This is a genomic window from Sphingopyxis sp. NJF-3, assembly GCF_053514865.1.
Genome location: NZ_CM130726.1, coordinates 2,783,088 through 2,796,053 on the forward strand (window position 1 = coordinate 2,783,088; position 12,966 = coordinate 2,796,053).

General features: G+C 68.3%; 15 protein-coding genes. 11 read left to right on the forward strand and 4 right to left on the reverse strand.

Annotation, left to right across the window (positions count from 1 at the left end; translation table 11 throughout):
• Positions 1-10: 10 nt before the first annotated feature.
• Positions 11-247, reverse strand: coding sequence for a thioredoxin family protein (locus tag ACOTSS_RS13505; RefSeq protein ID WP_448688643.1), 237 nt, complete (start codon positions 245-247; stop codon positions 11-13).
• A gap of 102 nt (positions 248-349) precedes the next feature.
• Between ACOTSS_RS13505 and ACOTSS_RS13510 the strand changes: the two genes are divergently transcribed.
• Together ACOTSS_RS13510 and ACOTSS_RS13515 are read left to right on the forward strand one after the other, a co-directional pair.
• Positions 350-901, forward strand: coding sequence for a MarR family winged helix-turn-helix transcriptional regulator (locus tag ACOTSS_RS13510; protein ID WP_448688644.1), 552 nt, complete (start codon positions 350-352; stop codon positions 899-901).
• Positions 898-1,545 (forward strand): MOSC domain-containing protein, encoded by a 648-nt coding sequence (locus ACOTSS_RS13515; RefSeq protein ID WP_448688645.1) that lies wholly within the window; start codon positions 898-900, stop codon positions 1,543-1,545. Before ACOTSS_RS13510 ends, ACOTSS_RS13515 begins: the two co-directional genes overlap by 4 nt.
• Before the next feature lie 171 nt (positions 1,546-1,716).
• Here ACOTSS_RS13515 and ACOTSS_RS13520 read toward each other — a convergent pair whose 3' ends face one another.
• The gene (locus ACOTSS_RS13520) at positions 1,717-2,424 is read right to left on the reverse strand and encodes an arylesterase (protein WP_448688646.1); all 708 of its coding nucleotides are present in this window, start codon (positions 2,422-2,424) and stop codon (positions 1,717-1,719) included.
• A 17-nt stretch (positions 2,425-2,441) separates the two neighbouring features.
• Here ACOTSS_RS13520 and ACOTSS_RS13525 point away from each other — a divergent pair, with 17 nt between their 5' ends.
• Positions 2,442-3,152, forward strand: a complete 711-nt coding sequence (locus ACOTSS_RS13525; protein WP_448688647.1) for an ABC transporter ATP-binding protein — start codon at positions 2,442-2,444, stop codon at positions 3,150-3,152.
• Positions 3,153-3,339: 187 nt separating this feature from the next.
• Positions 3,340-5,841, forward strand: a complete 2,502-nt coding sequence (locus tag ACOTSS_RS13530; protein ID WP_448688648.1) for an ABC transporter permease — start codon at positions 3,340-3,342, stop codon at positions 5,839-5,841.
• Here ACOTSS_RS13530 and ACOTSS_RS13535 read toward each other — a convergent pair.
• Positions 5,838-6,599, reverse strand: a complete 762-nt coding sequence (locus ACOTSS_RS13535; RefSeq protein ID WP_448688649.1) for a sulfite exporter TauE/SafE family protein — start codon at positions 6,597-6,599, stop codon at positions 5,838-5,840. The genes ACOTSS_RS13530 and ACOTSS_RS13535 overlap by 4 nt on opposite strands.
• Positions 6,596-8,599: a threonine--tRNA ligase gene (gene thrS, locus ACOTSS_RS13540; protein ID WP_448688650.1), complete on the reverse strand. Its 2,004-nt coding sequence runs from the start codon at positions 8,597-8,599 to the stop codon at positions 6,596-6,598. Before thrS ends, ACOTSS_RS13535 begins: the two co-directional genes overlap by 4 nt.
• Before the next feature lie 316 nt (positions 8,600-8,915).
• Between thrS and ACOTSS_RS13545 the strand changes: the two genes are divergently transcribed.
• The 7 genes from ACOTSS_RS13545 to ACOTSS_RS13575 all read left to right on the forward strand — a co-directional run bounded on the left by ACOTSS_RS13545 (position 8,916) and on the right by ACOTSS_RS13575 (position 12,958).
• Positions 8,916-9,350 carry a MerC family mercury resistance protein gene (locus ACOTSS_RS13545; protein WP_448688651.1) on the forward strand — a complete coding sequence of 145 codons (435 nt, stop codon included), beginning with the start codon at positions 8,916-8,918 and terminating at the stop codon, positions 9,348-9,350.
• A gap of 9 nt (positions 9,351-9,359) precedes the next feature.
• Positions 9,360-9,737 carry a VOC family protein gene (locus ACOTSS_RS13550; protein WP_095387136.1) on the forward strand — a complete coding sequence of 126 codons (378 nt, stop codon included), beginning with the start codon at positions 9,360-9,362 and terminating at the stop codon, positions 9,735-9,737.
• Positions 9,738-9,904: 167 nt separating this feature from the next.
• A complete protein-coding gene (locus ACOTSS_RS13555; protein WP_448688652.1) occupies positions 9,905-10,498 on the forward strand; it encodes a hypothetical protein in 594 nt (197 codons plus the stop codon).
• Positions 10,495-10,686, forward strand: coding sequence for a helix-turn-helix transcriptional regulator (locus ACOTSS_RS13560; RefSeq protein WP_257548746.1), 192 nt, complete (start codon positions 10,495-10,497; stop codon positions 10,684-10,686). Before ACOTSS_RS13555 ends, ACOTSS_RS13560 begins: the two co-directional genes overlap by 4 nt.
• A gap of 4 nt (positions 10,687-10,690) precedes the next feature.
• Complete coding sequence (locus ACOTSS_RS13565) at positions 10,691-11,635, forward strand: alpha/beta fold hydrolase (protein ID WP_448688653.1); 945 nt, start codon at positions 10,691-10,693, stop codon at positions 11,633-11,635.
• Positions 11,636-11,804: 169 nt separating this feature from the next.
• Positions 11,805-12,059 (forward strand): DUF6356 family protein, encoded by a 255-nt coding sequence (locus tag ACOTSS_RS13570; protein WP_095387132.1) that lies wholly within the window; start codon positions 11,805-11,807, stop codon positions 12,057-12,059.
• Between the two features lie 137 nt (positions 12,060-12,196).
• Positions 12,197-12,958, forward strand: a complete 762-nt coding sequence (locus tag ACOTSS_RS13575) for an alpha/beta fold hydrolase (protein ID WP_448688654.1) — start codon at positions 12,197-12,199, stop codon at positions 12,956-12,958.
• Positions 12,959-12,966: the final 8 nt, after the last annotated feature.

A 12,966-nucleotide genomic window follows, 5' to 3' on the forward strand; every position in this document is an offset into this window, starting at 1 on the left:
GCACGCCATTCTATTTGAGCGCGTCGAGCGGAGCGCCGAAGTTGATGTGATAGGGAAGCCCGCCGAGGACGAGCGCGGGCACCGATTTGACCCCCGCGGCCTCCGCCTCGGCAACGCGGCCGGGGGCTTCGCCCAGATGGACGCTTTCCACATTGTAGCGCGCGGGGTCGATGGCGTCGGCCACCGCCTGCTCGGCATCGACGCAAACGCTGCAGCCGGCGTGATAGAAAATCGCTTTCTCGGTCATGATCGTCTCCTGTCATCGAGCATCAAAGTATCGACTCGATACCAATTAACTGACACGCACGCCTGGATTGCGCAAATGGTTTTTAGTCGATACCATCATGCCATGACCGACCGGCTCTCCGACATGCTGACGCGCGCCGCACGCCTGATCGCGGGGGACGGGCATTCGGCGGGACTCAAGCCGGTGCAGTGGCAGGCGCTGCGCTATCTGGGAATCGCGAACCGTTTTTCGCGCACGCCCGGCGCGCTCGCCGCCTGGCTGGGGCAAACCAAGGGCACGGTATCGCAAACCGTCGCGACGCTGGAGCGCAAGGGGCTGGTCGAACGGACCGGCGACGCGGACGACCGGCGCCTCGTGCGCCTGACCCTGACCGAAGCGGGCCGCGCGCTGCTCGAACGCACGCCCGAGAATGTCGCCGATGCGATGCTCGCGGGACTGACCGCCGCCGAGCGCGCGACCTTCGCACCCCTCCTCGCCCACATGCTCGCCGGATTTCTTGCCGCGCGCGGCCATCGCCCCTTTGGCCTCTGCGCCGAATGCCGGCATTTCCTTCGCGACGCCGAGCGGGGAAGCCCCCATTTCTGCGGCCTGCTCGGCGTGCCGCTCGATCGCGAGGACGCCGCCGCCATCTGCGTCGAACAGGAGGCCGCATGAGCTGGGTCGTCGACGCCCTGCTGACCGGCAAGGCACGCCGGTTCGGCGACAAGGGCGAGGCGAGCGCGATCGCCAAATCCCCCGTCGCGAGTCCGCGGCGCGTCGGCTTTCTCGGGATCGATGGCGACGAGCAGGCCGATCTGTCGGTCCACGGCGGCCCCGACAAGGCGATCCATCACTATCCGCGCGATCATTATCCCTTCTGGCGCGAGCGGCTCGCCGACCACGCGCTGCTCGCCGCGCCGGGCGCGTTCGGCGAGAATGTCTCGACCACCGGACTCGTCGAAAGCATCGTCTGCGTCGGCGACCGGTTCCGGCTCGGCAGCGCGCTGGTCGAGATCAGCCAGGGACGCCAGCCCTGCTGGAAACTCGGCCACCGCTTCGGCATCGCGAGCGTTCCCGCGACGGTGGTGAGCAGCGGGCGCAGCGGCTGGTATTATCGCGTGATCGAGGAAGGCACGGTCGCGGCGGGCGAGGCGCTCGAACTGATCGAGCGTCCGCTTCCCGACTGGACGGTGGCGCGCGTCTTCACCCTGTTGATCGGCGGCGCGGGAAAGCGCGAGCCGGCGGCGCTGCGGGCGCTGGCGGACATGGACGCACTGGCGACGAACTGGCGCGTGCGGGCGGAGAAATTGCTCGCTTAGAGCATCAGCCATGCACATGAACCGCATCCCCGAGCGAAGACGAGGGGCTTTGCCGAGCGAAGTCGAGGCGGCGACGCCCGCAGGTTCTCGCTTCGCTCGAACGGGCCCCTCGTCTTCGCTCGGGGATGCGGTGATTCGGATTTCCCGCAATTTGCTCGCAATGACGACGGATTACTCGCTATCCGGCAGCGCCCCTTCCACCAGCGGCGCCAGTCCGCCAACGATCATCTTCACCCCCTTGGCATTGGGATGGATATGATCGCCGAGCATCAGCTCGGGCTTGCCGACGACATTGTCGAGGATGAAGGGGTAGAGGCTCGCGTCATATTTGGCGGCCAGCTCAGAGTATATCGGATCGAACGCCTTGGCATAGTCGGCGCCGAGGTTGGGCGCCGCGACCATGCCGGTGAGCAGCACCGGAATATCCCGCTTCCGAAGCTCGGCGAGCATCGCGTCGAGATTGGCGCGCGTCTGATCGGGGCCGATGCCGCGCAGCATGTCGTTGCCGCCGAGCCCGAGCAGCACGAGCGCGGGCTTCGTCTTCGCATGGTCGAGCACGAAGGACAGGCGCTGGCGCCCCGCCGCGGTGGTGTCGCCCGAAACGCCGGCGTTCTGCACGCGCGCGCTGATCCCATCGGCGAGAAGCTGGGCCTGAAGCTGCGGCGCCAGCCCTTCCTTCGGCCCGAGCTGGTAGCCGGCATAGAGGCTGTCGCCGAACGCGATGATCAGCGGCGCGTCGGCGGAAAGCGCGGGCGCGTCGGCCTTCACCTCTTCTCTCGGCGCCGACGGCGCCTCGGCGCTGCCGCATCCCGCGAGCGGTTGGCAAAGCGCGATCGCACAACCATATATCCAGACAGAACGCCATCCGGCCGTTTTCATTTCCAAAGGGTCCTTCCTTGCCCGACGCGCCCCGACACCAGATCTCTCTGGCGCCAGAGCTGGCGATCGCCGCCCACAATGTGACGCTGACGCTGGGGAGCGACAAGGCCCCCGTCGAAATATTGCGCGGGGTCGATTTCGAGGTCGAAGCCGGCACTTCGGTCGCGCTGCTCGGCCCGTCGGGGTCGGGCAAAAGTTCGCTGATGGCGGTGCTCGCGGGGCTCGAACGCGCGGGCGGCGGCAGCATCCGCGTCGCGGGGCTCGACTTCGCCGCGATGGACGAGGACGGCCTCGCCCGCGCGCGGCGCGGGCGGATCGGCATCGTGCTCCAGGCCTTTCACCTGCTGCCGACGATGACCGCTTTGGAAAATGTCGCGGTGCCGCTCGAACTCGCCGGGATCGCCGACCCCTTCGGGCGGGCGCGGGCCGAACTCGAAGCGGTCGGCCTCGGCCACCGGCTGACCCACTATCCCGCCCAGCTTTCGGGCGGCGAGCAGCAGCGCGTCGCAATCGCGCGCGCGATGGCGAGCGAGCCCGCGATCATCTTCGCCGACGAACCGACCGGCAATCTCGACACCGCGACCGGCCATGCGATCATCGAGCTGATCTTCGCCCGCCGCGCCGCGCTCGGCGCGACCCTGCTCATCATCACCCACGACCCCGAACTCGCCGAACATTGCGACCGTGTCGTCACGATGCACGACGGGCGGATCGAGGAACGGGCGTGAGGGGCCCGGCAATCCTCCCCCAAAGGGGGAGGGGGAGCGAGCGGGGCAAAGGAACGCGCGGGGCGCGTTGCTTCCCGCGAGGCCGCAGGGTGGTGGAGGGGCACAGGCGAGCGAACGCTGCACCGGACCTCCCGTGCCCCTCCACCATGCTTCGCATGGTCCCCCTCCCCGTTCCGGGGAGGATTTGATGATCCCTCTCGCTACCCTCTGGCGGATCGCGCGGCGCGACCTCGCGACGCGCATTCGCGGGCTTCGCCTGCTCGCGGTCTGCCTGTTCCTCGGCGTCGCGACGCTCGCCGCGATCGGCAGCCTGACGCGCGGGATCACGTCCGAGCTCGAAACGCGCGGCCAGACCATCCTTGGCGGCGACGTCGAATTCGGCCTGCCGCAGCGCGAAGCTACCCCTGAGGAAATGGCCGCCTTCCGCCGCGAGGGGCGCGTCTCGGCGACGGTGCGGCTGCGCGCGATGGCGAACGCCCCCGACGGCGAGGCCCTGCTCTCCGAACTCAAGGCGATCGACGCCGCCTATCCGCTCTACGGCACGATGCGGCTCGAAAGCGGAGCGCGGCGGGGCCCACCGCCAGCGGGGAGCATCTGGATCGGCAAGGATCTCGCCTCGCGGCTGGGTCTCGAAGTCGGAAACAGTGTGAAGTTCGGCGAAAAAGCGTTCGTTGTGGGCGGTATCATCGCCGACGAGCCCGACCGGCTCGGCGAGGGATTCACACTCGGGCCGGTCGCGATCATCGGGCTTTCCGACCTGCCCGCGACGCGACTGATCCAGCCCGGCAGCCTCTACGAGAGCAAATATCGCCTCCGCCTGCCGGGCAGCGCCGACCCCGAGGCGGTGGGCAAGCGGCTGACCGCCGCCTTCCCCGATGCCGGCTGGGATGTCACCGACCGCAGCAACGGCGCCCCCGGAACGCGACGCTTCATCGAGCGCATGGGCCAGTTCCTCTCGCTCGTCGGTCTCGCCGCACTCGTCATCGCCGGAATCGGGGTCGGCAACGGCGTCGCGAGCTATCTCGCGGGCAAGCGCCCCGGCCTCGCGACGCTGAAGATCCTCGGCGCGGACAGCGGCGCGGTGATGCGCATCTATGCCCTGCAGATCCTCGCAGTCGCGGCAGCCGCCATCGCCCTCGGCCTGGCGGTCGGGGCGTTCGCGCCGACGATCATCACCGCGATCGCCGGCGACGTGCTGCCGGTGAAGCCCGGCCTCGCCATCTATCCGCTGCCGCTTGGCGTGAGCGCCGCCTATGGCCTGCTGATCGCCGTCGCCTTCGCCCTGCCCCCGCTCGCGGCGACGCGGCAGGTGCCCGCGGCGGGCCTGTTCCGCGCCACCGTCGACGGGCTTGCGCGGCCCGAGCGACGAACCGTCCTCGCGGTCGGCGCGGCGCTCGCCGCCATCGTCGCGCTCGCCGTCGGAACCGCCCGCGAGCCGCTGTTCGCGCTCGGCTTCGTCGGCGCCGCGGCGGGACTGCTCGTGCTTCTGGTCGGGCTCGGCTGGCTGGTGCGGCGCGTCGCGAGCCGGCTTCCGCGACCGCGCCGGCCGCTGCTCCGCCTCGCGCTCGCCAATCTCCACCGGCCGGGCGCCGCGACCGGTGCGCTCGTCGTCGCGCTCGGGCTCGGCCTCACCCTCTTCGTCACCCTCGCCGCGATCCAGACGAGCATCACCGCCGAGATCGCGCGCACCGTCCCCCAGCGCGCGCCGAGCTTCTTCGTCCTCGATGTGCCCCGCGACGGCGCGGCGCGCTTCCGCGCGTTGGTGACGGCCGCCGACCCGAAGGCCGAGGTCAATCTGATCCCCGCGCTACGCGGCAGCATCACCGAGTTCGCGGGCCAACGCGTCGACGAACTCGCCGAACTCCCCGAGGGCGCGTGGGTGCTGCGCGGCGATCGCGGGCTGACCTACAGCGCCGCCCTGCCGCAGGGGAGCGCGCTCGTCGGCGGTGCCTGGTGGCCGGCGGACTACAGGGGTCCGCCGCTGGTCAGCGTCGAGCAGGAGGTCGCGAAATCGCTGGGCCTGAAGCTCGGCGACACGCTGACCGTCAACGTCCTCGGGGTCGAGGTGCAGGCCAAGGTCGCCTCCTTCCGTACTGTCGAGTGGGACAATTTCGGCCTCAACTATGTCCTCGTTTTCTCGCCGGGCAGCTTCGACGCCGCGCCGCACAATATGGTCGCGACCGTCGCGGTGCCGCCGGCCGCCGAGGCCGGCCTCGCGCGCAGCATTCCGCGCGCCTTCCCCTCGGCCTCGCTGATCGCGGTGCGCGACGTGGTGACGCAGGTGACGGGCCTCCTCACCCAGATGAGCCAGGCGATCGCCGCGGCGGCGAGCATCGCGATCCTCGCCGGCATCGCGGTGCTGATCGGCGCGATCGCCGCGAGCCGCGAGCGGCGCGTCTACGACAGCCTCATCCTGAAACTGCTTGGCGCCACGAGAGGCCAGATATTGGGGGCGCAGGGGGTCGAATATGGCGTGCTTGCGGTGGTGCTCGCGGTGCTGGCGCTCGGCCTCGGGCTCGCCTCGGCCTGGTATGTCGTCACCCAGCTCTTCGACTTCCGCTTCGCCCCCGATCCGCTGATCGTCGGCCTGACCTTGCTCGGCGGCGCCGGCCTGTCCTTCCTGATCGGCATCGCCGGAAGCTGGCCGTTGCTGTCGGCCCGCCCGGCGCGCGCGCTGCGAAGCCTTTAGTTCAAGAGGCGGACGACCGCCGAAATCGCGGCGATGCCCAACACGACCGCGACCATCGCCTGCCACACATGCGGGGGCACCCGGCCGAAATGGCGACCGCCGAAGCGGTTGCCGAGCCACATCGGGACGAAGAGCAGCAGCGCAAGCAGGAACAGCCGCTTCGTCGCGATGCCGACCCACAGCGCCGCCGCCGTCCCGGCGATCGCGGTCAGGAAGAAGATCAGCAGCATCGAGGCGCGCGCGACCCGGGGCTCGAGGTGGCGGCGAAGATAGAAGGGCACGACCGGCGGCCCCGGCATCGCCGCGAAGCCGGTCAAGATGCCCGACGCGACCCCGGTGCCGATCACCGCGCCGCGGCCCGGCCGATGCCCCTCGGGCTGCTTGGGCAGCAGCACCGCGACGAAAGCGCCGACCGCGACCCCTGTGATCAGCAGCCGCGCGACGTCGGGCCGCGTGACGCCCAGCACCGCCATCCCGATGGGCGTCGTCGCCATCGCGATCAGCCCGATCGGCAGCGCCGTCGCGCGGTCGGCATCGGCGTGGATCAGCCCGAGCCCGACCGGCCCGATGAGCAGCTGTAGCAATATGCCGAGCACCACCGCCTGCGCGGGCGGGATGATCAGCCCGAGCAGCGGCACGAGGATGATCGCCATGCCGAAGCCGGTCAGTCCGCGCACATAGGCGGCGCCAAAGGTCATCGCCGCCGCGCCCGCCAGCGTCAGCGGCGCGAAGCCGAGGATCGGGTGCAGGGCCGTCAAGCCGCGCGCAGGTCCGGCGGTGTCGCTTCGCCCTTCAGCATCGCGATCGCCTCGGCGAGCGGCATGATGCGCTGGCCGTCCTGGCCGAGGGTGCGAACCGCGACCGTGCCCTCCTCCGCCTCGCGCTTGCCGACGACGAGGAGATAGGGAACCTTCGCGAGACTGTGTTCGCGCACCTTGTAGTTGATCTTCTCGTTGCGAAGATCGCTCTCGACGCGGATGCCCGCCGCCTGAAGCTGCGCCACCGCATCCTTCGCATAATCGTCGGCGTCGGACACGATCGTCGCGACCACCGCCTGCACCGGCGCGAGCCAGGTCGGGAAGCGGCCGGCGAAATGCTCGATCAAAATGCCGATGAAGCGTTCGTAGCTGCCGAAGATCGCGCGGTGGAGCATGATCGGGCGGTGGCGCTCGCCGTCCTCGGCGATGTAGCTCGCGTCGAGACGCTCGGGCAGTACGCGGTCGGACTGGATCGTGCCGACCTGCCACGTCCGCCCGATCGCATCGGTCAGGTGCCATTCGAGCTTGGGCGCGTAGAAGGCGCCTTCGCCCGGCAGCTCCTCCCAGCCATAATCGTCGGTGGCGAGCCCCGCGCGGACGACCGCGTCGCGCAGTTCGGCCTCCGACAGGTCCCACATCTCCTCGCTGCCGAAGCGCTTGTCGGGACGCAGCGCCAGCTTGATCGCGTAGGAAAAGCCGAAATCCTTGTAGATGCGGTCGGCGAGCGCGCAGAAGTCCTGCACCTCGTCGATGATCTGGTCCTCGCGGCAGAAGATATGCGCGTCGTCCTGCGTGAACTGGCGCACGCGCATCAGGCCGTGGAGGGCGCCGTGGGGTTCATTGCGATGGCAGCATCCATTTTCGTAGATGCGCAGCGGCAGGTCGCGGTACGACTTGATCCCCTGGCGGAAGATCAGGACGTGCGCGGGGCAATTCATCGGCTTCAAGGCCATCCACTCGGCGGCGTCGGAGACGAGTGGGCCTTCGTCCTCGATGTTCGGCACCTCGTCGGGGATGACGAACATATTCTCGCGATATTTGCCCCAATGGCCCGACTGTTCCCACTGGCGCGCGTCCATCACCTGCGGGGTCTTGACCTCCTTGTAGCCCGCGCCGTCGATCGCACGGCGCATATAGGCCTCGAGCTCGCGCCAGACGATATAGCCGTGCGGGTGCCAGAAGACGCTGCCGTGCGCCTCTTCCTGGAGGTGGAACAGATCCATCTCGCGCCCGAGCTTGCGGTGGTCGCGCTTCGCGGCCTCCTCCAGTTTGTGGAGATGCGCGTCGAGCTGCTTCTTGTTCAGCCAGCCGGTGCCGTAGATGCGCGTCAGCTGCGCATTCTTCTGGTCGCCGCGCCAATAGGCACCCGCGACGCGCATCAGCTTGAAAGCCTGCGGATCGACCTTTCCCGTGCTCGCGAGGTGCGGGCCGCGGCACATGTCGAGCCAGTCGTCGCCCGACCAATAGACGGTGAGTTCCTCGCTCTCGGGCAGTTCCTTCGCCCATTCGGCCTTGAAGACCTCACCGTCCTTTTCCCATTTGGCGATCAGCGCGTCGCGGCTCCACACCTCGCGGCGGAGCGGCTTGTCGGCGCGGATGATCTCGCGCATCTTCTCCTCGATCGCGGGCAGATCGTCCATCGAGAAGGGATCGCGGCTCTCGGGCGCCTTCACGTCGTAATAGAAGCCGTCCTCGGTCGCCGGGCCGAAGGTGATCTGCGTTCCCGGCCACAGCGCCTGCACCGCTTCGGCGAGGATATGCGCATAGTCGTGGCGGACGAGTTCGAGCGCGTCGGCCTCGTCGCGGCTGGTGATCAGCGCAAGGTTCGTGTCGGTGTCGAGCGGACGCAGGATGTCGCGCACTTCGCCGTCGACCTTCGCGGCGAGCGCGGCCTTGGCGAGGCCCGGTCCGATGTCCGCCGCGATCTCAGCCGGGGTAGTCCCGCGCGCGACTTCTCGGGCAGAGCCATCGGGAAGGGTGACGCGGATCATCTCGGACATCGAAAAATAGGCCTTTCTGGGCAAAATTGCCGGGCTCCTTTGCCAGTATGCGCGGGGAGCGGCAAGGGGCGGATTCGCAAGGTGATGACCTGGTCCGGATTTGGATAGTGCCATTTCCTGTCTCGTCACCCCGGACTTGATCCGGGGTCCCGCTTTCCTTCGTCGTTCAGCGGGACCCCGGATCAAGTCCGGGGTGACGAAGAAGGCTAAATCGCGCTCCTGCTTTCCAATCGAGTCGCCATCATGCGCAATCGCCGCTTGCAATGATACAATGTATCATTATCTGGCGCGCATACTCTTGCGAAAGTCCTCTCCCATGTGCCTCCCCTCCTCCCGCGCGCGGCTGTTCGACGCGATGGGCGTCGGCCTGTCCTTCGCCTGCCTGGTCCATTGCCTCGCGCTGCCGCTGATCCTGCTGCTGGCGCCGGCGCTCAGCGCCTGGCTGGCGCTGCCCGAGGCCTTTCATGCCGCGATCCTGCTGCTCGCGGCGCCCGCGGCGTTCGCCGCCATGTCGGGCGGCTGGCGGCGGCACCGGCGCGCGGGACCCGCGCTGCTCGCGGCGGGCGGGCTGGGCCTCCTCGCGCTCGGCCTCGCCGGCCACGGGGGCTGGCTCGGCGCGCTCGATCCCGAAGCCGCCGACCGCTGGTTCACCTCGGCCGGCGCGATCGCTCTCGCCGCGGCGCATCTCGCCAACTGGCGGCTGCGGCACGATGCGAAAAGTCCGATTGGCGACACCGAGACGCATGGCTAAGCTGGCGCCATGTCCGACGCCCCCCGCCACAGCATCGCCGCGATCCTGCCCTGCCGCGACCTCGACGCCAGCACCGCCTTTTACGAACGGCTGGGCCTCAGGGTCGTGAGCGATCACGGCAGCTATCGCCTGCTCGACGATGGCGCGGGCTGGCAGCTTCACCTGACCGATGAATCGCCGCAGGAATGGCTGGTGCCGGGACAGAATCCGTTCGGACTCTATTTCTACACCGAAAAGGTCGCCGAGATCGCCGAGGCGGTGCGCGACGCGATCATCGGCCCGCTCAAGGCGCCGACTCACAAGCCTTGGGGCATGTACGAATTCGCGGTTTCGGACCCCGGCGACACGCTGGTGCGGATCGGCTGGCCGAGCCGGCTGATCGGATAGATTCCCCGGATATCGCGCGTTTTCGGGCTCAGGCCGACAAGCACGCCAATCAATTTGTCAATGTCGCTTGACTTTCACACTCCCTGGTGTCAAACATCCTTTACTGATTAACAAGGGAGCTTGACCAATGACTACCATTCACCCCCAGCATCCGCGGAGCGCCTGAGATGGTCGAGGATAACGCGCCCGTCGCCAATCACGCGCCGCTGCTCTGGGGGCTGGCGTTCGTCGTCGCGATGTTCGGAACGGGGTTCGGCGCGCGGTTCGCCGGTCTCGACGGCATCTGGACGATGATCGTCATGCTGCCGCCGATGCTGTTGCTGATTCCCTTGATCCGCTCGACCGAGCGCGACGGCAACTTCGCCGGCTGCTCCTCGCCCGCGCTCAAGCGCTACAACCGCCGCGGGCTGATCTGGTCCTTCTCCTATGTCGCGGCGCTGTTCTTCGCCATTTCGGTCAATGACTGGCTGAAGCCCGAGGGGCCGCTGCTGTGGCTGATCGCGGTGCTGCCGGCGCTGCCGATCGTCTATTTCGTCTGGGGACTCTATCGCTATCTGGTCGAGGAGACCGACGAATATCTGAAGATGCGCTATGTCACCCATGCGCTGTTCGGGCTCGGCCTGCTGCTGATCGTGGCGACGGTGTGGGGTTTCCTCGAGAGCTTCAAGGTCGTGCCGCACGTCGAAAGCTGGATGGCCGTGCCGGTCTGGGCGATCGGGCTCGGCGTCGCGCAGATCTGGCACCGGGTGCGCGGGTCGTGAGGAACCGCCTCAAGGTCCTGCGCGCCGAGCGCGACTGGAGCCAGGGCGATCTCGCCGAGCGACTCGAAGTGTCGCGCCAGTCGGTCAACGCGATCGAGACGGGAAAATACGACCCGTCGCTCCCCCTCGCCTTCCGCATCGCCGACCTGTTCGGCCTCCCCATCGAAGAGATTTTCCTGAAGGATTGAACCCATGCGAAAACTGCTTCCCATCATGGCGCTCTTCGCGCTGCTCGTCGCCAACCTCGCCGCCACCCACGCCCGGGCGGCCGAACCCGACGCCGCCTGCGCCGCGCCGCTGGTCGAGGGCAAGCGGATTACGGTGAAGGTCGAGGGCGAAGGCCCCGACGTCGTGCTGATCCCCGGCCTGTCCTCGCCGCGCGCGGTGTGGGACCAGGCCGCCGAACGGCTGAAAGGCAAATATCGCCTGCATCTGGTGCAGGTGCGCGGCTTCGGCGGCGACGATGCGGGGATCAACGCCGATGGTCCGGTGCTCGAACCGATGATGCAGGAGATCGCCGACTATATCGACGATTGCATCACCGACACAGGGCGCCCCGCGCCCGCAGTGATCGGCCATTCGCTCGGCGGGCTGACCGGGCTGATGATCGCGGCGCGCGCGCCGCAGGAGGTCGGCAAGCTGATGGTCGTCGACGCGGTGCCCTTCATCGGCACCATCTTCGTTCCCGGCGCGACGGTCGAGATGCTGAAACCGCGGGCCGAGGCGATGGCCGCCGCGATGCGCGCCCAATATGGCAAGCCGAAACCGGCGGGCCCGGTCGCCGACCCCGGCGCGGCGAGCATGGCCGGCGGCATGTCGAACAGCGTCGCGGGCCGCACCGCGGTCGCAGGCTGGATGCGCGACGCAGACCCGCGGGTCAGCGCGCAGCTCTTCTACGACGACATGACCACCGACCTGCGCGGCGAGCTCGGGCAGATCGCGGCGCCGGTCACATTGCTCTATGCGCAGGACGACAGCGCGATGCCGGCCGAAGCCGCGAAGGCGGCGTTCGAGCCACAATATGCGGGCGTCGCGAAGTTCAAGGCTGAGATGGTGCCGGGCAGCCGCCACTTCATCATGCTCGACCAGCCCGAGGCGTTCGCCAAGGCGCTCGATGCGTTCCTGGCGGAGAAGTAAAACTCGACCGTCATTGCGAGGAGCGTAGCGACGAAGCAGTCCAGAGCGGCTTGCCACACTCTGGATTGCTTCCCCCGGCTTTCGCCGGGGTCGCAATGACGATGGCCCGCCTCCCTTGCCGGAATCGCCCGCCCCCGCTAGGGGAGCAGCGAGCCGGAAAGGAGCCCCCATGTTCAAGCGCCTGTTCGTCGATCATCCGAAGAGCGTCGACGAAAATTACATCGAGCATTTCGGTGTCGCATCGCGCTTCGGCGTGACGATGATCTGGGGCGGGCTCTGCGCGCTGGTCCACGCGCTCGTCCCCGGCTGGTGCATCACCACCGGCAGCGACACGATCCAGCGCCTCAACCGCATCATGGTCGAACAGCGCCGCGCCAAGGGGCAGGCGGTGATGCAGATGCAGACGGTCGACTGGGTCATCTGACCGTCACGACTCCATGCGCCTCCCTCTTTCCCGTTCGTGTCGAGCGAAGTCGAGACACCCATCGTCGTGGCGCAAGGCCGATGGGTGTCTCGACTTCGCTCGACACGAACGTAAAAATAACGTCGGGACATGCTTCGGTGAGTGATTTGGCACCGCCCGCCTATCTCGACCGCCCCGGCCGGCCGCGGCTCGCCTATCGCCATGTCGAGGGTGCCGGGCCGACGATCGCCTTCCTCCCCGGCTACATGTCCGACATGGAAGGCGGCAAGGCGACCGCGCTCTTCGCCTGGGCGGCGGCCGAGGGACATGGCTGCCTGCTGCTCGATTACGCGGGTTGCGGGTCGTCGGACGGATTGTTTTCGGAGCAGACATTGCTCGACTGGCGCGGCGACGTCCTCGACCTGATCGACGCGAAGGTCGACGGCCCGGTGCTACTCGTCGGATCGTCGATGGGCGGCTGGCTGATGCTGCTCGCGGCGCTGATGCTCGTCGGGCGCGACGGGCCGGGCCGAGTCGCGGGGCTGGTCGGCATCGCCGCGGCGCCCGATTTCACCGACTGGGGCTTCACGCCGGAAGAAAAGGCGATCATCCTCGCCGAAGGCGCGCTGGTCGAGGACACGCCCTATGGCGATCACCCCTATGTCACGACCCGGGCCTTCTGGCAGTCGGGCGAGGCCAACCGGCTGCTGGACGCCGCAATTCCCCTCGCCTGCCCCGTCCGCCTGCTTCACGGGCAGGAGGACAGCGACGTGTCGCCCGACATCAGCCTCCGCCTGTCCGCCGCGCTCGCGAGCGCGGACGTTCAGGTCACGCTGGTCAAGGGCGGCGACCACCGCCTGTCGCGCGACGGCGACATCGCGCTTCTGATCGATACCGTCGCGCGTATCGCGACAAGCTAAGAACCGTC